The sequence below is a fragment of the Agromyces sp. Y182 genome, assembly GCF_059445385.1.
This window is the reverse complement of record NZ_JCAIUF010000002.1, coordinates 294,246-317,355: the sequence shown is the minus strand read 5'-3', so window position 1 is coordinate 317,355 and position 23,110 is coordinate 294,246. Positions and strand designations below refer to the sequence as shown.

The window sequence follows — 23,110 nt, the reverse complement described above, 5'->3', positions numbered from 1 at the left end:
CGCATGCGCTCGATGCGACGATCCGGCGCATATCGTCGACATACCGAAGATCACCACGCGACGTCGGTCACGCGGTCACGCCTGCTCCATTTGCGTATCGGATGCGCCGAGAGCGAGCCCGATCAGCTCCGCCAGCGAGTCGGCGGTGTTGTCGCCGAACGCCTCCCTCACGGCGAACCCGCTCGGCGTGACGTCGAAGATCGCATGGTCGGTGTAGACCCGTGTGACGCAGCCGACGCCGGTGAGCGGATACGTGCACGCCGCGACGAGCTTGGAGGAGCCGTCCTTCGCGAGCAGATCCGTCATGACGTACACCGACTTCGCACCGATCGCGAGGTCCATCGCACCGCCGACCGCGGGGATCGCACCGGGCGCACCAGTAGACCAGTTCGCAAGATCGCCGGACTGCGACACCTGGAACGCCCCGAGCACACAGACATCGAGGTGCCCGCCGCGCATCATCGCGAAGGAGTCCGCATGGTGGAAGTACGCGGCGCCCGGCGATGCCGTCACCGGCTGTTTTCCCGCGTTGATCAGATCGGGGTCGATGCGACCCGCTTCGGGGGCAGAGCCCATGCCGAGCAGTCCGTTCTCGGTGTGCAGGATGATCTCGAGGTCGTCGGGGAGATAATTCGCAACGAGCGTCGGTGCACCGATGCCGAGGTTCACGTAGGAACCCTCGGGGATATCCGCGGCGATTCGCTCGGCGAGCTCGTCACGGGTGATGCGGGCGCTCACTGGGTCGCCTCCCTCACGGCGAGCCGTCGCCCTTCGATATCGACGCCGCCGACGAACACTCCATCGTGCACCCACGAGCGGGGGCCGACGGCGACGAGGCGGTTCACGAAGATCCCTGGGGTCACCACGGCCTCGGGATCGAGCGCCCCCAACTCGACGACGTCGTCCACCTGGGCGATGGTCGTGGCGGCCGCCGTCGCCATGATCGGGCCGAAGTTGCGCGCCGTCTCGCGATAGACGAGGTTTCCCCATCGGTCGCCCGTCAACGCGGAGATGAGCGCGAAGTCCGCTCTGATCGGATACTCCAGCACGTACGCGCGCCCGTCGATCTCCCGGCGCTCTTTGCCCTCGGCGAGCTGTGTGCCGACGCCGGTCGGCGAGAAGAACGCACCGATTCCGGCCCCGGCAGCGCGGATGCGTTCGGCCAGGTTGCCCTGAGGCACGAGGTCCAGTTCGATCTGTCCGGCCCGGTACAGCCCGTCGAACACCCACGAATCGTGCTGTCGCGGGAACGAGCAGATGATCTTGCGCACCCGCTTCGCCGCGAGCAGGGCTGCAAGGCCCGTGTCGCCGTTTCCGGCATTGTTGTTGACGATCGTGAGGTCGGATGCACCGTGGGCGATGAGGGCGTCGATGAGCTCGACGGGCTGACCGGCCCGCCCGAAGCCGCCGATCATCACCGTCGCGCCGTCCGTGATGTCGGCGACCGCGGTGGCGGCGTCGGGAACCCTCTTGTCGATCACCTGCCCTCCCCGGAATCGGATCGAGCGAATACTTCGGCTGCGATGCGGAAGGCGGTGTTCGCGGCCGGAACGCCCGAGTAGACGGCAGACTGCAGGATCACCTCGCGGATCTCGTCGATCGTGAGTCCATTGCGCAGCGCTCCGCGCAGGTGCATCGCGAGCTCCTCATGATGACCGTGCGCGATCAGCGACGACAGCACCGCGATCGACCGGGAGCGCCGGTCGAGTCCGGGCCTGGACCAGACGTCGCCCCAGGCGACGCGGGTGATGAAGTCCTGCCAGTCCGCGGTGAGTTCGGTGGTGTTCGCGTCTGCGCGGTCGACGTGCGCATCGGAGAGCACCGCACGGCGGACGGTCATGCCCTGTCGGTAGCGCTCTTCGTCGGTGAGCCCTGCACCAACCGGTCTGGTCATGATGCTTCCTCCTCGGAGTCGAAGAACTCGAGCAACAGCCCCGCGATCGTCGCGGCCTGTTCCGCGGGCGGCAGGTGCGCGGCATCCGCAATTCTGGCGATCCGTCCGGCCTGCACACCGGATGCGATCTCCTGCGCCTTCTCCTCGGGCGCTACGACGTCGTACTCGCCCCATGCCGCGAGCACCGGTGCGGTGATGTCACCGAGCCTGCCGCGCACGTCGTAGGCGGCGAGAGCTTCGCAGCAGCGCGCGTAGCTCTCGTCGTCGGCATCCTGCAGTACGTGCAGGAGCCGCCCGCACAGCTCCGGTTCGCGGGCGATGGAGTCCGGTGCGAACCAGCGTTGGGCGGAGGAGATGAGCACGCTGGAGGTGCTCTCGGCGCGCACCTTGGCCGCGCGCGCCGCCCAGTCATCCGGGGTGCCGAGCTGCGCGCCGGAGGCGATGATCGCGGCGCTGGGAACGCGGTCCGGATGCCGGAGCAGAAGCTCCAGTCCGACCGCACCGCCGAGCGACACGCCGGCGTAGCGGAAGGGCTCTCGGCTCGACACGACACGGGCGACGGCGTCGGCGAGCTCGCCGACGGTGAACGGCTCCGCCGACGGGGCGGAGGCGCCATGCCCCGGGAGGTCCCAGGTGGTCACCCGATACCGCCGGGCGAGGGTCGGGATGCAGTGCTCCCAGAGGATCCCGGAAGTGCCGAGTGATGGCCCGAGAACGAGCAGCGGCGCGCCTTCGGGCCCGACCGGATCGGTCAGCGCGACATCGGGGGTGGTCACGGCAATTCCTTCTCCGCAGTGGCGATCGCCTCGTCGACGAGCGGGCCGGCGAGCCCGGTGTACTGCGTGGGATCGAGCAGCTCGCCGATGTCGACGCCGCCCGACTTCCCCTGCACGAGCGCCGCCAGCGATTCACCGGCGCTCGCACGCGCGATGATGTCCGCCACGGCATCCTGGCCGATGATCGGCGTGAGCCGGATCGACAGTCGTTCCGCGACGATGAGCCCGTGAGTGAGAGCCAGGTTTCGGGCGACGGCCTCACCGTTCACCCTGAGTCCGGCGAGCAGGTCTGCCGCGGTGCCGCTCGCGCCGCGGGTCAGGCGCAGCAGCTCGCGCAGGGACGGCCATTCGGCGTGCCACGCACCATCCGGCCGCTCGTCGACGGCGAGTGCCGCGGCGGTGTGCAGTGTGGCACCCAAGTGCGGCGCGCGGATCGCGGCGGAGCGGATCAGGATGGATGCCGCCGGGTTCTGCTTCTGGGGCATGGCGCTGGATCCCCCGCCGGCACCCTCTGCCAACTCGCCGATCTCGGTGCGGCTGAGCGTGGCGACGTCCGCGGCGATGACGCCGAGTGCATCGTTCGTCTGCACGAGCGCATCGGCCAGCTCGGTCACGGGCCATCGGATCGTGTGCCAGGGCGCTGCGGGGACGGCCAGCTGCAATTCTGCTGCGAAGGCCGCGGGAAGGGCGGCCGCGGCATCCGCTCCGCCGATCTCGACGAAGGATGACAGCGTGCCCCCTGCGCCGCCCAGCTGCGCCGGCAGCCCGGCCACCGCATCGCTGAGCCGGGCGCGGGCTCGCGAGACCGCGCGCAGCCACGTGGCCATCCGCAGTCCGACCGTGGTCGGAACGCCGTGTTGCGTGAGGGTGCGGGCGGCGGCGGCGACGTTTCGCTGAGCTCTGGAGAGGTCGATGAGCCGGCGCTCCGCCCTCACGAGGTCCTGCTGGATCCGCTCGCCTGCACGGCGGGCGGTGACCATGAGTGCAGAGTCGAGGATGTCCTGGCTCGTCGCACCGCGATGCACCCATGCCGCTGCATCCCCGCCGACTCGTGTGCGCAGCAGTGCGACCAAGGGGATCACCGGGTTTCCCCCGGCACGTGCGGCAGGCACGACCGAAGCGGCGGAGAGCCGGAGCACGTCGTCGGCCGGTCGGCCCGATCCGGTCTCGCCGAGGGCGGCCACGACCTCGGCAACGGCCTGCGCCGGTGCCACCCCGACCGCGCCCCACGCCTTCGTGAGAGCCACTTCGACCGCGACCAGATGCGCGAGGATCGCGGCATCCGTCGTGTCCTCTTCGAATTCGATGGTGACAGGTGAGAGCAGGCCGATGTCGAACGGCGTACCCGGTTCAGAAGGCAAGGAAGACGGTCTCCTTCTCCCCCTGCAGCCGGATGTCGTGGTGGAGATATCCGTCGGGGGTGCGCGTTGCGATGAGCGTAGCCCGTTCATCGGCCGGGAGGGTGGCGAGAAGTGCATCGGCGTCGAGGGCGGGCTCGTCGTCGGGGAGGTAGATGCGGGTGTGCAGCTTGTTCGGGAGGCCGCGAGCGTAGACGATCGCAGCGACGAAGGCCGCAGCGCCGTCGGTCGTGGCGCCGGGGTTCCGCGTCCAGAATTCGTAGTGCCCCTCATCGTTCGTGAAGGCGCGCCCGAAGCCCGTGAACGTGTGACCGTCCCGTCGGAACGAACCTCGCGCTCGCGGCACCGAGCCGTCGGCGCCTGGCGAGAAGATCTCCACGAAGGCGTCCGGCACGGGCGAGCCGTTGCCGTCGTACACGGTGCCTCCGAGCACGATCGCTCCCGGCGAATGCGGATGCACGAGCTGATTCATCAGCGGGAACTCGACGCCGTAGGCGAAGAAGGGCCCGACGGTCTGCCCGGGTGTCGGTCGGTGCGTTCGTGCGGGTACGGGCACGTCACTCCCCCTCGGGTTCGAACCAGGTGGCATCGGGTCCGTCGACGACGATGTCGAAGCGATACCCCGTCGACCACTCGGGAGAAGTGAGGTCGTGGTCGTAGACGCTGATAAGCGCATCTCGATCCTTCTGCCGCCAGATCGTGTTGTAGATCGGGTCGAGAGCGAACAATGGATCGCCCGGGAAGTACATCTGGGTCACGAGCCGCTGCGTGAACGAGGAACCGAAGATCGAGAAGTGGATATGCGCCGGACGCCAGGCGTTCACGTGGTTCTTCCACGGATACGGCCCCGGCTTGATCGTCGTGAACACATACTCGCCATCGTCGTTCGTGACGCCGCGCCCGGCACCCGTGAAGTTCGGATCGAGGGGGGCCGGATGCTGGTCACGCTGATGGATGTAGCGACCCGCGGAGTTGGCCTGCCAGATTTCGACCAATTGATTCGCCACCGGGCGACCCCATGAGTCGAGCAGTCGTCCGCGCACGGTGAGCCGCTCGCCGAGCGGCTCACCGTCGTGCTGGATCGTGAGGTCGGACTCGATCGCGGCGACATCACGCTGACCGAATGCCGGCGAGAGCAGTTCGATCGTCTCCGGGTCGACGAGCTTCGGGTTCTTGGTCGGATGCCGCAGGACGCTGGAGCGATACGGCGGGAAATCGTACATCGTCGCCGGCAACCTCTCGCCCGCGGCCTCGCGTTGCTCGTATGCCGCGTGCAGGTCCTGGATCTCCTGGGTGATCCCCCGCTGCGAGGCCTGATCGGATGACTCGAGCGGCGACTCCGGAGCTGCGGTTGCGCGGTCTGACATGGGCCTCCTTCAACACCTCAACGGGCTGCTCACATCCTCCGCCGGATACGGCCGTTTCCGAGCCCTGCTCCCGATCAATGGGAATTGATCTCCATCTCTGTCATGCTGTCACCGTGGCCAACTCACCTTCCGGCGACTCCTCGACCGATCGCCTCGTGCGGATCCTGGAGACGTTCACTCCCACCCGAACCGTGCAGACGACCGCCGAGGTCGGACGACGATCGGGGCTCCCCTCGTCCAGCGCGCACCGCATCGTTGCAGAGCTCGTCGAAGCCGGACTCCTCGAGCGCGACGGGAGTCGGCGAGTGCGCATCGGCATGCGACTGTGGGAGCTCGCCACGCGCTCTTCCGGCGCCCTGCGCCTGCGTCAGGCGGCGATGCCGTTCATGGAGCGCGTGCAGGCCAGGGTGCGCGAGCACACTCAACTCGCGATCCTCGAGCAAGACGAGGCGCTGTTCCTCGAGCGACTGAGCAGCCCGAGTTCCGGCTCGAACATCACCCGGGTCGCCGGTCGGCTGCCGCTGCACGCCTCCAGCTCCGGACTGGTGCTGCTGGCCTTCGCCGACCACGACGTTCAGGACCGCATCCTCGCAGCCCCACTGACGCGCCTCACCCGCGCGACCCTGTCCGACCCGGCAGCAGTGCGGCACAAGCTCGCAGAAGTGCGCGTACTCGGTCATGCAGTCGCGCCCGGCTACATCGAAGAGGTCTCCACCGGCATCGCCGTACCGATCCGGGATGAGACGTCCGCGGTCATCGCCGCACTCTCCGTCGTCCTTCCGCGAGAGGCGGAGTCGCAGTACGCGCTGGTAGAGCTGCACCGCGCAGCTCGCGACATCGAGCGGGTGCTGGGCTTCCGCCACTGAGTACCGATTCCACTGAGCACAGATTCCCGATGAACGGGATACCGCCCTGGATCGAGAGAGCGACGGCACACAATGTGAACCAGCCGCACGGCGACCCCGTGCCGTTCGATCGTCGAGGGAGACGCCATGACCACCACCGGCCGTACGCAGGTCGCCATCGTCGGCGCGGGCCCCGCCGGTCTCGTGCTCTCCCAGCTGCTCGCGGTTGCGGGCGTCTCTTCGATCGTCATCGACCAGCGTTCCCGCGAGGAGATCGAGACGACGATCCGCGCCGGCATCCTCGAACAGGGCACGGTCGACCTCCTCGCCGCCATCGATCCGAACTCGCGCGTTCACACCACCGGCCAGCGGCACGACGGAATCGAGTTGCGCTTCCAGGGCGAAGGGCACCGGATCGACTTCCCCGGCCTCGTCGGGCGCAGCGTCTGGCTGTATCCGCAGCACGAGGTGCTCACGGATCTTCTCTCGCTCCGGCTGAGAGCCGGACAGGATCTCCGCTTCGGCGTCGCAGCGACGCACGTCGACGGTGTCGAGGGCGACCGACCGCGCGTCATCGCGACCGACGCGAACGGCGGCGTCCTCGAACTCGATGCCGACTTCGTCGTCGGGGCCGACGGCTCGCGCAGTGTCGTCCGCGCAGCCGTCACAGGCTCTGCGACAGGCGGATACTTCCGCGAGTACCCGTTCGCCTGGTTCGGCATCCTCTGCGAGGCGCCACCGAGCTCTCACGAACTCATCTACAGCAATTCGGATGCCGGTTTCGCACTCATCAGTCAGCGCAGCTCCGAAGTGCAGCGGATGTACTTCCAGTGCGATCCCGACGCCGACCCGAACGCGATGAGCGAGACGGAGATCTGGGAGACGCTCCAGGAACGCGTGCCGGGTTCGACGCTCACCGAGGGACCGATCTTCCAACGCGACGTGCTCCGCTTCCGCAGCTTCGTCGCCCACGAGCTCCGCCGCGGCCGCGCTGCACTCGTCGGCGATGCTGCGCACACGGTTCCGCCGACCGGCGCGAAGGGCATGAACCTCGCCGTGGCCGACGTCATCGTGCTCGCCGAGGCTCTGCGCACCCTGATCCTCGAACACGACTCCCGCCTCATCGACGGCTACGCCGAGCTCGCCCTGAAGCGCATCTGGAAGGCGCAGCACTTCTCCTGGTGGATGACGAACATGCTCCATATCGCGCCGGATGCAGGCGACTTCGACCGGCGGCGCCAGCTCGGCGAACTGCGCTCCGTCGTCGAGTCGGAAGCCGGCCGCACCTACCTGGCGGAGGCGTACACGGGATGGCCGGTCAGGTGACTCGGTAGGCGATGTATCGCACCATGGAGGCGTGCCGCTCGGCGACGGCGATGTACACCGGGGTGGGTATCCGTGACACCGCACCAGAACCGGGTTGTCTCATATCGACGTCCGATGGATCGCGGCGGCGATGTCGGCGCTACGTTCCACCAGGAGAGACAGTCCGAAGATGAAGAAGAATGCACCTCTGGTCAGGTCACCCAAGGCGTACAGACCACCCTGTTCTCTGGGGCCGCGGACCGCACTGGTGGCGCCGGTCACCTCGATGCCTCCAAAGTCGTGCTGTCTGGCCAGACCATGTTTGATTGCGCTGTCCACGAGCTCTTGCACGCTCGGATGGACGCCATAGCTGCTGGGAGTGATTGCGTTCACGACGTAGTCGACGTGCTCCTTGGTCGAGGGCAGCTGTACATCGAATCCTTGTCGTGCAGGGAGCACTGACTCGATGCCTGTCCTCACCTTCATCTGGCCGGTGTCGAGCATTGCCAGGACCTTCTCCGCGTTGACTGGCGGCATCGGACTCACGCGGCTCATGATGTCGCGGAGCGTGGGGGCCGTCGTCAACCGGTCTCTGTCCTGGTGGCGCAGGGCGTACCAGATGTCACCCCAGAGGCCGGCAGTGGCCACCGACTTCTGAAAGATGAACGTCTCCAGGTCACGGCGGTCGTGGGGCTGTTGCTGAAGCTGCCAGCGCAGCCAAGACCGCGGGTCGGCGATCGGCGGCGGTGGGAAGATGCCTCGCGGTGTGCCTCCCCAGGCCTGGACCTCTTGGTTGAAGAGTCGCTCCAGATCGGCAAGACGGAGTTCGCCGGTTGCGCGCGCGAGGTCCGCGATTCGATCGGATGTGAGGTGTTTGGCCACCCAGTCGGGTCCCGGGCGACGGACGAACGGGAGGACGCCCGATCGTGAATACAGGCTCACCGGGCCGGCATGGCCGCGCGCGGTGAGCGCCGCTATGGTGTCGACCGCGGTGAGGCCGCTTCCGAGGATCCCGATCGCAGCATCCGATGGGATGTCGCTGAGGTTTTTGTCGGTCGGATATGGAGCCGCGACGTAGCCTTCATGTGAGGCGAGACCGTATTGGTCGGCGAGGACGCTACCACCGGCGCAAAGAATGACATGGTCGTGTTCGTCGCGACGCCCGGTGCTGCCGATCGTGTATCCGGAGTCGCCATTCGGCGTGAGCGAGGTCGCTCGTTCCTTGACGAACTCGACGTTCCAGCCTCGACCTCGCATCTCGTCGACGAGCCCGTTCGCATGCTCTGAGAGATAGCGCCCGTAGAGCGACCGCGGCAGGAAGGTGTGCCCAGAATGTTGCGGGTCGAGATGATTCCCTCGAACGAGCCAGCGCTTGGCGTGCGCGTCGTCGCCATGCCGGACCGACATATTGGGCACCGTTACGTTGGCGAGCACCCAGTCGCCATCGTCCTGAAACGCGCGTCCGACCCACGGTTCGTCGACAGGGTCGTAGAGGGTCAGGCCGATATCAGTCCGGTGCCCGAGCATCCGATGGAGGCTGTCCAACATGCATGCGCCGGCTGCACCAAGTCCAATGATGGCGATTCTCACGCTACTGACTCCGTTTTCGTCGATGGATGTCCTCGGACGGCTTCATTTCCGACCTCGCCATGAGTGGGCCAGCCGGCACGGGCACGTGAACTGACGCGACCTCGTCAGTTCTCGCTGTCGAATCGTGCTTTGAGAGCGAACAGGAACTTGGCTGAATCGCGAGCGTCGGCGTTGGAGAGCCGTGGCGACGTCGGATAGAACTTCAGGCCCGCCAGTCGAGCCCCCGACGGAGTCGAAGCGAATCTGCTGCTGTAGGAGTAGTACGGTCCGGCGCCGCCTTGAGACGTCCGTTCGCGCTCGTCCCAATCGACGAATCGACGGATGTAGTCATTCACCGCGGCGGTGAACTCCTGCTGCTCGGCACTGTCGCTCGTTCGCTCGGTAGCTCGGAGCGGCGAGCCCACCAGGTCCGGCGGATATATGCGCACCATCGACTGGTACCCGCGTGAGTACGGGTTCTCGACCTGCAGATCCGAGTACCTGTCGATCTGACGGCGGAAGGCCTGTGCAGCGTCGACGAGTCCGGCGAGCACGGTCCGGTAGCCTTCGGCACCGAGGGCATGGAGTGACCCGAGCGCAGCGAGCGCCTTCGCCCCGGCTCGTGATGTCTCCAAGGTGTAGTCCGCTGGCGATTGGGTGCTCAGCTCGGGCGCCACCTGGTGCATCTCGTCGGGCCTTTCAGCTCCGTTGAGGTAGCCCAAATCGCGGGCGTCGTTGAACTGCACAACGCTGCAGTCGACCGGGCAGCAGCCTGCCCCTTTGTGAAAGTCCACCCCCCAGGAGTCCGCGTTCTGGATCGCCGAGGTGACGAGCGCAGCCTGCTCGAGCAGTATGCGCTGAGTGTTCTGGTCGATCTCGTGGCCTGCGGCAAACGTAGAGTCGCGAAAGAACAGCCACTCCCAGCCGATGACACTATCCACGTGGATGTGCGGGCGGTAGTCGAGGTTGTACCGCTCCACGAGCTCGTCGATGAAACGACGGAACCGTGCGACGCCGTCAACGCTGTGGTCATACGTCGTCCCGCAGTTGAGCACAAGCGCTGCGAGGCGACCCCCTCCAGCGATCTTGGTCTCGATCATCTTGCAGGCCTCGTCGAATCGCGTGGCGCGCTGTTCATCGGACGGCAGAGTCACGATCTGGTTGTCGCCCAGCCCCAGCCAGCGAGCGCTACGTGCGTGGGAGAAATGTGCCTCTTCGGTGATGGCGACGAAGGTGTCCTTGCTCACTCCTTGACTGTCGATGTCAGGTGTCGCCTTCGCGAGGCCGCATCGGATTCCGTACGCGATCGTCCCGGTACCGCCGAACACGAACAGCCCGCGAGCTGCACTCTCTGATACCCCTGCGAGCGTGCTGAGCACACGAGAGACGAGTGCCTCAGCCTCGATCACGCGCCCGGCAACCCCGTCGTTCACAAGGTTGACATTGGCGTCCAGCCCAAGCGCGTAGAGAGCGGAGGCGACGAGTGTCGGGGGCGCGCCGACATTCACCTGCAGCGACGGGTGGCGCCAGTCCACAGCGCCGGTGAGGAACGTCGTCGCGATGCGCTCGACCAGGGCGCCCGCGTCTTCGGCCGGGTGCTCCGGCATGCCGGATTCGAAATCCTCCAGCAGCCGGCCGAAGGCGGTCGGATCCGGGTTGCCGAAGCGTGCACCAACAGGTTCAAAAGCCGCCGAACCGGCCGCCACCAGGCCCGCAAGCGCCACTGCCCGGTCCTCAACGGGAAATAACGCGTCCAAACTGTTGCGACCGAATCGACGCGCGAACAGGGGCTGCTCATCGTGCGTCGAGGATTCCTCTTGGCCATCTGAACGCGGTGTTGCATACACGGTGTTGGTCATCGAGACTTCCGTTTCTCGTCGGTGAATGTCCTCGAGCAGCTTCCTGCCCGGCCTTCCTGGAGACGCGCCGGCCCAGCACGTGAACCGGCGTGGCCGAGGAGCACTCCGGCTCGGTCCTTCGGCCACTGGCGAGTGAGCGCGACCAGAAGACGGTCGCTCGCATCAGGGTTCACCGTGACTCATTCGCTCGATCTGTCGCTCGGAGTCCGTCGCCCTGTCGAGAGTTCGCTGCCGCTGACGTCGGCGGGTCGGCAAAGAGACGGCCGCGGCGATGATCAGAACGAACAGCGCTCCACCGGCGATGAGCCAGGGCACCAGTCCACCGGGAGCCCCATCGTCTGGCGTTGTCGCCGCGGCCTTGGTTGCCTGCCCGCCGGGGGTGTCATCCACGCCGGTGATGAAGCTCGCGTTCGCTGTACGGACTATGGGCGAGGCGTTGTCGCCGATGTAGACGCTGGCGAGTGTGGTCACGCGCCGATCGGTATCCGGAATCCTGCCGATGGTCGCGTGAATGGCGAATTTCGAGGTCTTCCCGGCACCGAGACTTGTGGTCCACGTTGCTTCGCTCTTCTCGACCGTCGCGTCGTTGCTCGCCTCGAGCGTGACGTAGGTGGGGGCGGCCACGACGACCTTGACGTCTGTGTCGGCGTCGGCGAGGTTCTTGACCTCGCCCGTGTAGATGACCTCGTCGCCGGCGGTGACGGTCGTCTCGCTGCTGTTCAGCGTCACGGACAACTGCGGTGCCGAAGCGGCTGTCGCCGCGGTAGGTGCGAAGGCGAGCGTGAGTGCTATCGCCGCGACGACGGTAATGATCGCCCTTCGAGGGTGGCAAGCGGTCATGGTGTTCCTCCGGGGTGCGGGCGGGTCAGCGGGAGATGCGCTGACCCGCCCACCGCTACTCGGTTACTTCGCCGCCGGGCGACGTCGGATGAGGACGATACCGAGACCTGCCATGACTGCGAGCAGCGCCGCGATCACCGACGGCGTCAGCCAGGGGCCGATGCCGGTCGAGGCCAGCCCGCCCGGCGATGGCGGGTCGTCGACTTCGGTCGTCGTCGAGCACGCCTCGTCATCCGAGTCGGCAACACAGTTGCTGCCCGGAGTGACGACCGCGTTCCGCAGCACATGGTCCCCCAGATCCGGACTGTTCACCGTCACCGAGTAGGTGACGGTCTGGACCCCGCCGATACTGAGCGGACCCGACCACGACAGCACTGGTGCGGTGTACCCGGCACCGCCCGTCGCGTCGTCGTTGTAGCTCGCATCGTCGAGCACCGCCGAGAGGTTGTCGGAGAACGAGGCCGGGTCAGCCGCGGTGTAATCCGCCGTACCGGTGTTGGTGAGCGTGATCGTGTAGGTCACGGTCTTACCCGGGGCGGTGCTGGTGCTGTCACTCGTCTTGAACGCCTCGAGCGCACGGACCGGTGTCGTGTTGGTGCATTCAACATCGGTCACGCACGAGCCACCTGGGGAGGTCGGTCGCACGAAGTTGTTCAGAACCTTATCCCCCGTGTCCGGATTGTTCACCGTGACCGAATAGGTGATGGCGATCTCCTGACCGACCGCCAAGGCTCCGGACCACGAGAGCGTGGCGCCGGTGACCGTGGCGCCGTTGCTGGCATCGCCGTTGTAGGTTGCGTCGTCCAGCACGGCCGAGAGGTCGTCGGAGAACGAGGCGGGCTTGTCAGCCGTGTAGCCGATCGACCCGGTGTTGGTCACGGTGACGGTGTAGGTCAGGGTGCCGTCCTGGTCGACGGTCGGCACGGAGGCCGACTTCGCCACCGTGTAGGACCCCGACGGGATCTCCACGAAACACGCCGGGTCGTCAGAGCCGACGGGGCAGTTGCCACCATCGCCGGTGACAACCGCGTTCGGCAATACCGCGTCTCCAGTTTCGGGGTCGTCGACCGTCACTGAGTAGGTGATCGTCGCCGATGCACCCACCGCCAGCGGGCCCGACCACGACAACACCGGATCGGCGAAGCTTGCGCCACCGCTGGCGTCGTCGTTGTAGCTCGCATCGTCGAGCACGCCGGTCAGGTCATCGCTGAAGGTCGCCGGGGCGTCGGCCGTGTAGTCGACCTGACCGGTGTTCTCGATCGTGATCGTGTAGGTGATCGTGTCACCAGGCACGACGTCGGTCGCGTCAGCCGTCTTCGTGGCTGTGAACGACTGGACCAGTGTTGTGGTCTTGCAATCGTCGGGGTCGCAGGAGCCGCCCGGGCCGGTCGGTGCGACCGTGTTGGTGAGATCGTGATCCCCGTTGTCTGGATTGTTCACCGTCAACGAGTAGGTGATCGTCACGGTCTCACCGACCGCGAGGCCGCCCGACCAGGACAACGTGACGCCATCGACGGTGGCACCGTTCGATGCGTCGTCGTTGTACGCGGCGTCATCCAGCACCGCCGTCAGATCGTCGTCGAAGGACGCCGGATCGGCTGCGGTGTAGTCGACCTGGCCGGTGTTCGTGACCGTCACCGTGTACGTCACCGTGTCACCGGGGGTTACCATCGTCGTCGATGAGGACTTGGCCACCGTGTACGAGCCCGAAGGGATCAGCACGATACAGGCCGGATCATCGGAGTCGGCCGGACAGTTCGTGCCCGGTGTCGTCGACACGATCGCGTTGGTCAACCTCGAGTCCCCCGTGACGGGATCATCGACCGTCACCGAGTAGGTGATCGTTTGCGTCGCCCCGACCGCAAGCGGCCCCGACCACGACAGCACAGGGTCCGCGTATGTTGCGCCGCCGGTTGCGTCGTTGTTGTAGCTCGCGTCGTCCAGCACTTCGGTCAGGTCATCGGTGAAGGATGCCGCAGCGGCCGCTGTATAGTCGGCCTGGCCCGTGTTCTCCAGCGTGACTGTGTAGGTGATGGTGTCACCAGGCACGACCTCATTCGTGTCCGCCGTCTTCGTGAGAGTCAACGACTGGACCGGAGTCGTCGTGGTGCATTCGAGGGCAGGATCGCATGTACCGCCTTCGCCAGTCGGAACGACCGTGTTGGCCAACGCATGATCGCCAGTGTCCGGGTCATTGACCGTCGCCGAGTAGGTGATTGCCTGCGTTTCACCGACTGCCAGCGGCCCGGACCAGGACAGCGTGGTGCCATCCACGGTGGCGCCATTCGAGGCGTCCCCGTTGTAGGTGGCGTCATCCAGTACCGCAGACAGATCGTCTGTCAGTGAGGCTGGGTTGTCGGCGGTGTAGGGGACGGTTCCAGTGTTCGTCACCGTCACCGTATATGTGAGAGTTGCGCCCGGGGTGACGGTTGTCGCCGAAGATGTCTTCGAGACGGTGTAACTGGACGTGTTGGCCGTGTTCGTGACCGTGCAGGTGTAGTCGTCCGCGGCGGCGACATTCAAGGTCCACGCACCGACGGCCCCCCCGGTCGTGACCGTCGCCCCGCTGCCGTCCACACATACGACGGTGGCGGCATACGACGCCAGACTGCCAGGTGAGCCGACGGCCATCGCGTCGGTGATTGTATAAGTGGCATCCTGCGACACCGGCCAGTTGGTTGTGGAAGCCGAGGTGTTGGCCCCGGTGGTGGTGGTGGAGGTCAACGTGGTGCCAGCGGTGTCATTCAGGCCGACCGTGAACTGGTCTGCAGCCGTCGCGCGCCCGTTGACCTGCTTCACGACGGTGATCGTCGGGATTGCGGCGGTGGCGCAGCGGGCACCGTCGTTTCCTCCCGAGATGGGGCCATTCGACAATAGGATCGAGGCGCGGGTGGAGGGGTCCACCCGGTAGATCACGCCGGTGTCGTTTTGACCGAAGTAGAGGTTGCCGGCAGCATCGGCGTACGCAGCCCCGTAGGTGCTATTCCCATCGGTGCCGGTCACCGGCCCAAGGTTCGTCGTTTCATGCGTGGCCGTGTTGAAGGCGATCAGCTGCGCGGCGCCGGTGCCCGAGGCCGTGTCAGCGAGGCCATAGAACGAGCCGTTGACGAAAGTCCAGTCAGAGGGCATGTTTCCGAGATCGGCGGGTTTGGTCGCAGTACCCGAGGAAATGAGCTGCCCATACGTCGCAGAGCCCGGTGCGAGATCAACCTCGATCCATTCCAGCGTCCCAAAACCTCCGTACTGGAGGTACAGGTGACCGGCGTCGTCGAAGTCGCCGACCTGGTAGCCGACACCGGCCGGTGCTCCGGCCGGGCTGCCGAGGTCCTCTAAGGTTCCATCGGAAGAGATGCGAACGATCGTGGCCGTGTCGTTGTCCCAGCCGTACATGTAGTTGTCGAGGGTGTTGTAGCCGACGGCATTGACGGAGTCCGGCGTGGTACCAATCGCCGTTGCCTCGCCGCTCACCAGGTCGACCTGGACGATCTGGTGTGTTGTCGCGTCCGGCGTCTGGAAGAGATAGCCGAAGGAAGAACATGTCCATGGCTCCGGCGCAGCTTCCGCAGGCGAAGTGGTGGTCAGCGCAGCCAACCCACTCAGCCCGCTGGCGAGCAGACCAACGCTGAGGATGACGGCGAGTAACCCACTACGGCGTTTGCTTGTGCCGAAGATGCGCCTGCGTTCTCCCGATTTCCGATAGGTGGCTTTACCCTGCATGACGATCCTTTCCCCCAACTCGCGGCCGACGCCTGGATGGCGCGGTTCGAGCTCTCCCCCGACCCACGGCCACCGCGTAGATGACGCGGTGAAGAGCTGTGAATCACGGCCAGTCTTCAATAGGCGACGGGAAGTTTGAGGGTTCCCCTCGGAATGCACCCCGGAATTAGTACTCGTTGGGCGGAACAGCACGGGTAGGTTTTTTGTATTACTGAATGGTTCCTTCGTGGTCCATCTCAGGGTTGTTCGCGGTCGCCCGGTCGGTCTGACATTTTTCGGATCGCAGATCCGTCACTTCACTGGTATTGACGTTTCGACGACGCGTGCAAGGGGTTCACGTATGTTCGATTTCGATCTGGGTGAGACGTGGTGTGGCCTGCCCGAACCGTCGGCCAGGATCACGGGTCGCCGGTTGTGACATCCGACCCTGGAGCACCACAACCACCTCCCGGAGGCGACTGGATTCAAGCTGAGAACCTTCCGGATGCCGTCGTGGCGATCGCCCAGCGCGAGGGGGCGGAGGCGGCTACCGCTCTCGTCCAGAAACACTGGGACCGATATGCGAGCACCGAAGCTGTTCACTTGCTTGCGGCGGTACGCGCCCTCCCGGGCGCAGTCTTCGTGGACAATGCCGGCATGGTCATCGCGGCCAACTACCTGAAGCATGTCGTCAGCGGTGGCGAGCCCCACCGTTTCGAGCGCGACCACTACTTCTCCGACCGATCCGAGGACGCCGGGAGCTCGCTCGCCACACAGCTGATCGAGCTGACCGCGACCGCCGCCGCCGAACGAACGCGTGGGGCATACGCCCGAGGCGTCGAGGCGGCCTTGGAAGCACGGCGGCGCCTCGACGCCGCGCCAGATCACGAAGTGGCGCCGCTACGCGCGAACCTGCCGCACCTGTTCGTGCAGTGGGGTCGCACCCTCGAACTCTCCGGCGACGACCAGCTGGCCGTCGAGTATGAGTACGAGGAAGCACACCGGCTGGCTCTGGCCACCGAACAGCTGGATATCGCGCGGCGTGCGGCCGGGCACTTGGCATGGCGCAACACGTTCCGGGGGCGTCTCGCCGCTGGTGAGTACTGGCTCGAGCGCGCCCGTGGGCTCAGCCGGCCGAACCCCCGCTACGACGCTGCCATCCATCTCACCGCCGCGCTGATTCACATCAACCGCCGTCATCCCGAAGAGTCCCGAGCGGAGCTTGGCCTGATGGAGGCTCACCGGATCGGCGAGTATTGGGCTGCCGCACTGTGGGTTCGCTCCTGGCATGTCGGAACCGCCGCCGAGCGTGCGTTGCTCGAGACGGATGTGGTCAAGGAACTCGATCGTCATCCGGCAGCAGTGTCGAGAGGTGGGATCACTGAACGCCTCCTTCGGGCCATCTGGATGCGGCTGGGCCACCCGGTCACTCCACCGACCGCCACGACGTTCGCCGCCCACGCCCTCGATGCCGAGCGTGAATACCGACGCGGCGACTTCCACGCGGCGCTGGAGCATGCCCACCACGCAATCGGTGCAGGAGCACCGCCCCGAACTCGGGCAAACGCTCTCCTCATCACGGCCGCAGCGGCCCTCGGTCTCGACCGGCCGATTTCGGCTGCGAGAGACTTCGAACTCGCGCACGCCATCATCGAACGGGAGCACCTCTACACGAGCTATGAACTCATCAGTCCGGGTCACCTCGAGGTACTCGCAGAAGGGATGCCCGGCACGCCCGTACCCGCACGGCAACGCGAACCTCGTGCGGACACCTCGGTTCTCCTCGCGAGTCTGACGAAACGCGAACGCGAAGTGCTCACCATGCTTCCAACCAATCGCTCCATGACCGAAATCTCCGGCGAGCTCTTCATCAGCCCCAACACGCTGAAGGCGACGGCGCAGCGCCTCTACAGAAAACTCGACGTCACCTCACGCACAGCGGCAGCGGACATCGCCCACCAGGCTGGACTCCACATCGACTGAGGGAGTACAGGCCCGTCATGCGAGCCCCGCACGAGACTGCCGACGGCGCATTACCACGGTCATGTCAAATATCGACCACTCTGTGAAGGTCTCGACATTGATTCCGATCGTGCCCCGGCTGCGCGTACTCCCCCGCACAGGCCGCCCGACCTGGTTGCGGTACCGAAGGGTCGACGCGACGAACGTTCCCACTCGATGGGACCCTGCATTCCACACCTTCAGCTGACCAGGTGAGCCGCGTCGAGATGTCGGCGGGCGGCGCCGATCGCGAGGCGGGCATGCTCCTTCGCACCGACCTGCGCCACGAGCATCGCGCGCGGGATCTCCAGTGCGAACGGAATGCCCGCCGGCAGGGCTGCGAGGATGCCGAGCATGTCGATCTCGCCCTCGCCAGGAACGAGCCGCTCGAAACGAGCGGTGTGGATCAATCCTGCCGTGGTGGCGGGGATCTCTCCGGGGGCGTCGCACACGTGGGCGTAGTGGAACCAGTCGCGCGGAAGCTCACGCAATTCGGCCACGCTGGATCCCGACCGAGCGAAGTGCAGGAGGTCGATGAGCAACCCGGCGTTGGGTTGGTCTGCCGTTCGCAGGACCCGGGTGGCCTCGGTCAGGTTCGGCGTTTCAGTCCATGACGGAAATTCCAGGTCGATGGTCAACCCGAGAGGCAGGGCCAGCTGACACAACTCGGCGAATCGATCAGTCTTGCGCGAGAAATCCGAATCCGGCAGTTGTGTGATGACGTGGCGTGCTCCGAGCTCGGCGCCGGCCTCCAGGAAGCGCAGATAGTCTCGCGGATTGTCTCCGGAGGTCATCCGCGCGAGCTCGATGTCGAGGACCTCGATGCCGGTCGCCGCGAGGTGCGTCTTGGTGGCCCGCATCAATGCCGGGTCGTATGCCAGAGGATAGTGGGGCTCCTGCGCCGTGACCTTGGTCATACGCAGGCCCACATAGCGGTAGCCGGCGGCGGCGGCGGCATCGACCAACTCGGGCGGTGACAGGCTCAGCGCCGTCAGGTGGGCGAGCGAATAGTCGTGCCGGTGTTCAGATGGGGTTTCGGTCGGCGCGCTCGCCAGCATCCGCAGCCGCTGGCGGCGGTGCGCGGCCATGCGCAACGGCACACTGTGGGGGTCACCGAAGCCGTCATAGCCGTTGATGCGCTGCACCACCTCGAAGAAGACGCGCGAGCCCAGCATCTCGGTGAAGAAGTGCAGGAACTCTCCCCCATGCTCGTCGCGGTCATACAGGATCGAGTTCTCGCGAAGATGGTCGACGAACTCGGCCGGCATGGAGAAGCGGGCGTCGAGGTTGTCGTAATAATTGCCCGGAATTTCGAGGATCGGTGCCCCGCGCTCACGCATGATCTTTGCGCAAGTGATCGCGTCATCCGTGGCGAATGCGACGAGTTGCGGGCTCGACACACCGGGCGCCCAATCGCCACGCCGCAACGGCGTGGTGCTCAACGCGATGCGCACGCCTCCGCTGGGATCGCTTGCCGACCAGTTGCGGATGAGCCCGAAGGGAGCGGTGACTTCCGTGGACTCCCCCGGCACGAGGCCGAGGACGGCGCGGAAGAACAAGGTGGACTGATCGAAGTCGTCGATCGACTCGGTGATCGAGACATGATCGATCTTCCCGAGGAGTGGCGACGGGCCCGCCGGCGCGCCGGTCGGCCTGAAGTCGTCGAGCCAATGCCGCCGGCCTGCGGAGTCGCAGAAGAACAGCGCAGTGCCATCGGGCGTGGCCACGGAGCTCAGGTCCGTCTCGTCAGGTCCGCGACGTCGGGCGAGCTTCGGCGCCAACAGCTTCTGCGCCCGTTGCATCGAGGCAGTCGCATCCGTGCTGTCGACCGCGAGCGCACAGATCGATGCAGTGGCAGGGTCGATCGATCGCTCCGGGGCGAGGTTGAGCAGGAGCCGAGCGCCACCCTGCTCCCACAACTGCACCGGCTTGGAGCGATGCTGCCCGACATGGGAGAACCCGAGGGCGTCGAGGACACGTGAAGCCAACGGAGCCGACACCTCGTCCACAGCGAGCTCCGCGAACGCGAAACCGTCGAGCCGAGGAGCCGGCGTCACGTCGCCGTGAGAGAACTGCTGGAGAAGTTCGCCCGAGCCGCGTGCGGCTACCGCCTCTGCGAGCGCAAGCATTGAGCGCATCGCGTCGGTGGCCGCGTGTCTGGGATCTTCCTGCTGGTAGACGTCGTTGAACACTTCGAGAGCGATCGGGCCTGAGTATCCCATGGTCAGGATCTGACCGAGGAAACCCGCGACGTCGAGTGAACCCTGTCCCGGGAACATCCGGTAATGAAGGCTCCACTCGCGGACATCCATGTTCAATCGGGGTGCATCTGCAAGCTGGACGTGGAACACCTTGTCGATGTCCATCTGCGCGAGGACGGCGGGATCGTTGTCCACCGAGAGAACATGGAAGCTGTCGAGACACAGACCGAGCGCGGGGTGGTCGACTCGTTGGACGATGCGCCAGGCCTCCTCGTGCGTACGAACGCGCCCCCAAGGCACGGCTTCGTACGCGAGCCGCAGCCCGCGTTGCTCGGCGCGCTCTGCAATGGTGTGCAACTGCTCCGCCGTGAGATCGTCGTCGTCGAGTCCCCTCGCGGTTCTGGCGGAGCAGCACACCAGGACGCGCGCACCGAGCTCGGACAGCAGGTCGAACGTCCGCTCCGCGTGACGCAAGCTGGCGCCGAACAGGTCGGGCGGCACCGTCTCGACGTGAAACGGCTGATACACCTCGACCGACAGACCGAGGCCCGTAGCCTCCTCGGCCAGTCGGCGAGGCGACCACGGCGACATGACGAGGTCGTACTCGAGCATTTCCACGCCGGCGAAGCCGGCCGCGGCGGCGGCGCGCAGTTTGTCCTCGAGCGTGCCGGACAAGCACACGGTCGAGATGGAGACGTTCTGCGCACCAGGTACGACGTTCATGAGCCGACCGCCTAACGGATCAGTGAGTCCTTCTTGCGACCACGGAGGTCATCGTGTCGCGACGTGCTCGATCGTTTCGCCCGGCGAGTAGATGTCCAGGATGTTCCAGTGACCGGTCGTCGGCGTCGGCACGTTTACCATCGACACGTCGATCACGACCGGACTGCCGAGCGCGATCGCCCGCTGGAGGGCGGGCTTGAACTCCGCAGCCGAATCGACCCTGATGCCGGTGACCCCGTACGCTTCCGCGATCGCCGCGAAGTCCGTGTACATGGGATCCTCCGCGTTGCCGAAGACGGTCCCGTAAGTGGTGTCGAAGGCGGCCTTCTCGAGTCCTGCGATGGTGCCGAAGGCGTTGTTGTTCATCACGACCCAGACGACGGCGACACTCTGCTCGCGCGCAGTGGCGAGCACCGCGGGGTTCTGTCCGAAGCCGCCGTCTCCCACGAGGGAGACGACGACGCGATCCGGGCGGGCGATCTTCGCGCCGACAGCGGCCGGCGCGCCGAAACCCATGGTCGCGAAGCCGCCCGGTGTGAGGAACGTACCTGGGGTGAGGATGTCGAACTGCTGACCGACCCCGTTCTTGTTCCAGCCCACATCCGTGGTGATGATCGCGTCACGCGGCAGCACCTCGCGAGTCTCGGAGAGGATACGCTCGGGCCGCATGGGCCATGCGTCGGAGACTTGGGCATCCGCGTTCTGGAGCTTCATCGCCGCGCGGTTCGCGGCGATCTGCGCGAGCAGCTCGGTGCGCTGCACACCTGCCGGAGCGAGCCGCCGCGCGACCCGGATGAGCACGGCCAGCGCGGACTTGAGGTCTGCCAGTGCGCCGATCTCGAGCGGGTAGTTGCGCCCCAGCTCAGCAGGATCGATGTCGATCTGCATGAGCTTCGTGGCCGGGATGTCGAAGGTGTACTCGGCGTACCACGAGCTCGAGTCGGCTTCCGCGAATCTGGTGCCCAGTGCGAGGATCCAGTCGGCCGTTCGCGTCGTCTCATTGGTGAACGCTGTTCCCCAGAATCCCGTCATGCCCAGGACCAGGGCGTTGTCGTCGGGCATTGCGCCTTTGCCCATGAGGCTGTGTGCAACAGGCAGCGACAGCAGTCCGGCGAACTCGGCGAGCTCTGATGCCGCGTCTGCCGCGACGATGCCCCCACCGACGTAGAGCACGGGCCTGTCGGCATCCAGCAGGCTCTGCACGATCCGCTCGGCGACCGCCTCATCGAGGCTGGGTCTCGCGAGCGAGCGGGTGTTGCCGACCACCTTGTCGAATAGTGCGACATCGACCTCCGCTGAGAACACGTCCATGGGCACGTCGACGAGCACGGGCCCGGGGCGGCCGCTCTCCGCAAGGGTGAACGCCTTGTCCAGCACCTCGGCGATGAGGTGCGGCCGATCGACGCGCCACGCCCGCTTGACGAACGGCCGATAGATCTCGTACTGGGCCGCATCGGAGTGGAGATTGATCTCCTGATGCGGGTGCTTCCCGAAGTAATGCGTCGGCACGTCGCCCGCGATGACGACCATCGGGATCGAGTCGAGCGCGGCGTTTGCCACTCCCGTTGTGGCATTCGTCAGCCCCGGGCCAAGGTGTGTGAGTACGACTCCTGTCCGCTTGGTCGCCCGTGCGTAGCCGTCCGCAGCGTGGGCGGCGATCTGCTCGTGACGCACGTTCACGAAGGAGATCCGGTCGCTCTTCTCGAGGGCTGCGAGCAGCGCGATGTTCGTATGCCCGCACAGTCCGAAGACGTGCTCGACCTCGCGCGCCTCCAGATAACGGACGATCTGGTTGGACACCAGGTCCTTCATTGCAATCTCCTTCATTGGTCGCGTGTGTTCGGAACGGGTCGGCGTGTCGGACCCGTATAGGTGTATCCGATGGATTTCGGCATTGGCCCCTTGATGCGGCCTCCCTGCGTCATCTGCTCGATGGCGTGAGCGAGGATGCCGACGGAGCGGGCGAGGATGAAGACACCGCGACCGAGTTCGGGTGCCAGACCGAGCTCGCAGTAGATGACGGCCGTCACTCCGTCGACGTTCATGGGAATCCGTTTGGGCTTTCCCGCGCTGATCGCGTCCTCGACGGCGCGTCCGATCTCCGCGAAGCGACCGTCCACGACGCCCTCCGCAGCTGCGGCGTCGACGAGCGACAACAGACGCGGCGTGCGCGGATCGAGCGGATGGAATCGGTGGCCGAACCCGGGGAAATACCTGATGCCCGCATCGCGGTGTCGTTGGAGGACGACGCGGGCCGCCTCTTCGAGATCACCGACCCGCCCGAGCTCGGCGTCGATCTCGAGGTACAACTCCATGCACTGCTGGCCCGGACCGCCATGGATGTCGCCGAGCACGTTGATCCCCGAGGCCATCGCACCGTTGACGGGCACGCCGCAGGTCGTCGCCATCCGGGCGATGGCGATCGAAGGAGCATGGGGCCCGTGATCGACGGACGCCACGAGTGCTGCTTCGAAGAGGGTCGCCTGTTCACGCGTTGGCAGCTCGCCGAGCAGCATGAGCCAGATGGTGTCGACGAAGCCGACGTTGCCGATGAGCTGCTCAATGGGATATCCGCGGAGCGCGATCTCGCCTGGGCGGACGTCGATGATCTCCGTCTGCCACCATCGCCGTGCTTCGTCGACGAGCTCTTCCGGCGATGCTCCGGTCATCGGCTCG

The 23,110-nt window shown here is 66.0% G+C and carries 17 protein-coding genes; 3 read left to right on the top strand and 14 right to left on the bottom strand.

Annotated features, from left to right (window positions below; translation table 11 throughout):
- Nucleotides 1-75: 75 nt before the first annotated feature.
- From AC1C2R_RS16035 to pcaH, 7 genes are read right to left on the bottom strand one after another with little or no spacing between them, the layout of a single operon-like run.
- Complete coding sequence (locus AC1C2R_RS16035) at nt 76-738, bottom strand: 3-oxoacid CoA-transferase subunit B (RefSeq protein ID WP_495380611.1); 663 nt, start codon at nt 736-738, stop codon at nt 76-78.
- Entirely contained in the window at nt 735-1,481 is a 747-nt protein-coding gene (locus tag AC1C2R_RS16030; protein ID WP_495380610.1) for a 3-oxoacid CoA-transferase subunit A, read from the bottom strand. Before AC1C2R_RS16030 ends, AC1C2R_RS16035 begins: the two co-directional genes overlap by 4 nt.
- Nucleotides 1,478-1,894, bottom strand: a complete 417-nt coding sequence (gene pcaC / locus AC1C2R_RS16025; protein WP_495354109.1) for a 4-carboxymuconolactone decarboxylase — start codon at nt 1,892-1,894, stop codon at nt 1,478-1,480. Before pcaC ends, AC1C2R_RS16030 begins: the two co-directional genes overlap by 4 nt.
- Nucleotides 1,891-2,670 (bottom strand): alpha/beta fold hydrolase, encoded by a 780-nt coding sequence (locus tag AC1C2R_RS16020; protein ID WP_495380609.1) that lies wholly within the window; start codon nt 2,668-2,670, stop codon nt 1,891-1,893. The genes pcaC and AC1C2R_RS16020 overlap by 4 nt, the downstream gene beginning before the upstream one ends.
- Entirely contained in the window at nt 2,667-4,031 is a 1,365-nt protein-coding gene (locus AC1C2R_RS16015) for a lyase family protein (protein ID WP_495380608.1), read from the bottom strand. Before AC1C2R_RS16015 ends, AC1C2R_RS16020 begins: the two co-directional genes overlap by 4 nt.
- On the bottom strand, nt 4,021-4,584 hold the full coding sequence (gene pcaG / locus AC1C2R_RS16010; protein ID WP_495380607.1) for a protocatechuate 3,4-dioxygenase subunit alpha: 564 nt from the start codon (nt 4,582-4,584) through the stop codon (nt 4,021-4,023). The genes AC1C2R_RS16015 and pcaG overlap by 11 nt, the downstream gene beginning before the upstream one ends.
- A 1-nt stretch (nt 4,585) precedes the next feature.
- Nucleotides 4,586-5,395 (bottom strand): protocatechuate 3,4-dioxygenase subunit beta, encoded by an 810-nt coding sequence (gene pcaH / locus AC1C2R_RS16005; RefSeq protein WP_495380606.1) that lies wholly within the window; start codon nt 5,393-5,395, stop codon nt 4,586-4,588.
- Between the two features lie 113 nt (nt 5,396-5,508).
- Here pcaH and AC1C2R_RS16000 point away from each other — a divergent pair, with 113 nt between their 5' ends.
- Nucleotides 5,509-6,261: an IclR family transcriptional regulator gene (locus tag AC1C2R_RS16000; RefSeq protein ID WP_495380605.1), complete on the top strand. Its 753-nt coding sequence runs from the start codon at nt 5,509-5,511 to the stop codon at nt 6,259-6,261.
- A gap of 126 nt (nt 6,262-6,387) precedes the next feature.
- Nucleotides 6,388-7,566 (top strand): 4-hydroxybenzoate 3-monooxygenase, encoded by a 1,179-nt coding sequence (locus AC1C2R_RS15995; protein ID WP_495380604.1) that lies wholly within the window; start codon nt 6,388-6,390, stop codon nt 7,564-7,566.
- Nucleotides 7,567-7,665: 99 nt separating this feature from the next.
- On the opposite strand, the gene AC1C2R_RS15990 is transcribed toward AC1C2R_RS15995, so the two are convergent.
- The 4 genes from AC1C2R_RS15990 to AC1C2R_RS15975 form a co-directional block, all read right to left on the bottom strand.
- Complete coding sequence (locus AC1C2R_RS15990) at nt 7,666-9,135, bottom strand: FAD/NAD(P)-binding protein (RefSeq protein ID WP_495380603.1); 1,470 nt, start codon at nt 9,133-9,135, stop codon at nt 7,666-7,668.
- Between the two features lie 104 nt (nt 9,136-9,239).
- Nucleotides 9,240-10,973, bottom strand: coding sequence for a pyridoxal-dependent decarboxylase (locus tag AC1C2R_RS15985; RefSeq protein WP_495354117.1), 1,734 nt, complete (start codon nt 10,971-10,973; stop codon nt 9,240-9,242).
- A 162-nt stretch (nt 10,974-11,135) separates the two neighbouring features.
- The gene (locus tag AC1C2R_RS15980) at nt 11,136-11,702 is read right to left on the bottom strand and encodes a hypothetical protein (RefSeq protein WP_495380602.1); all 567 of its coding nucleotides are present in this window, start codon (nt 11,700-11,702) and stop codon (nt 11,136-11,138) included.
- 174 nt (nt 11,703-11,876) lie between these two features.
- Nucleotides 11,877-15,530 carry a DUF7927 domain-containing protein gene (locus AC1C2R_RS15975; RefSeq protein WP_495380601.1) on the bottom strand — a complete coding sequence of 1,218 codons (3,654 nt, stop codon included), beginning with the start codon at nt 15,528-15,530 and terminating at the stop codon, nt 11,877-11,879.
- A gap of 636 nt (nt 15,531-16,166) precedes the next feature.
- Between AC1C2R_RS15975 and AC1C2R_RS15970 the strand changes: the two genes are divergently transcribed.
- On the top strand, nt 16,167-17,492 hold the full coding sequence (locus AC1C2R_RS15970) for a helix-turn-helix transcriptional regulator (RefSeq protein ID WP_495380600.1): 1,326 nt from the start codon (nt 16,167-16,169) through the stop codon (nt 17,490-17,492).
- A 218-nt stretch (nt 17,493-17,710) separates the two neighbouring features.
- Here the strand turns inward: AC1C2R_RS15970 and AC1C2R_RS15965 are convergent, their stop codons facing one another.
- Genes AC1C2R_RS15965 through AC1C2R_RS15955 form a run of 3 tightly spaced genes read right to left on the bottom strand, consistent with a single transcriptional unit; the run spans nt 17,711 to nt 23,103 of the window.
- Nucleotides 17,711-20,434 carry a TIM barrel protein gene (locus AC1C2R_RS15965; RefSeq protein WP_495380599.1) on the bottom strand — a complete coding sequence of 908 codons (2,724 nt, stop codon included), beginning with the start codon at nt 20,432-20,434 and terminating at the stop codon, nt 17,711-17,713.
- Between the two features lie 48 nt (nt 20,435-20,482).
- On the bottom strand, nt 20,483-22,246 hold the full coding sequence (locus AC1C2R_RS15960) for a thiamine pyrophosphate-binding protein (protein WP_495354122.1): 1,764 nt from the start codon (nt 22,244-22,246) through the stop codon (nt 20,483-20,485).
- 11 nt (nt 22,247-22,257) lie between these two features.
- Nucleotides 22,258-23,103, bottom strand: coding sequence for a citryl-CoA lyase (locus AC1C2R_RS15955; protein WP_495380598.1), 846 nt, complete (start codon nt 23,101-23,103; stop codon nt 22,258-22,260).
- Nucleotides 23,104-23,110: the final 7 nt, after the last annotated feature.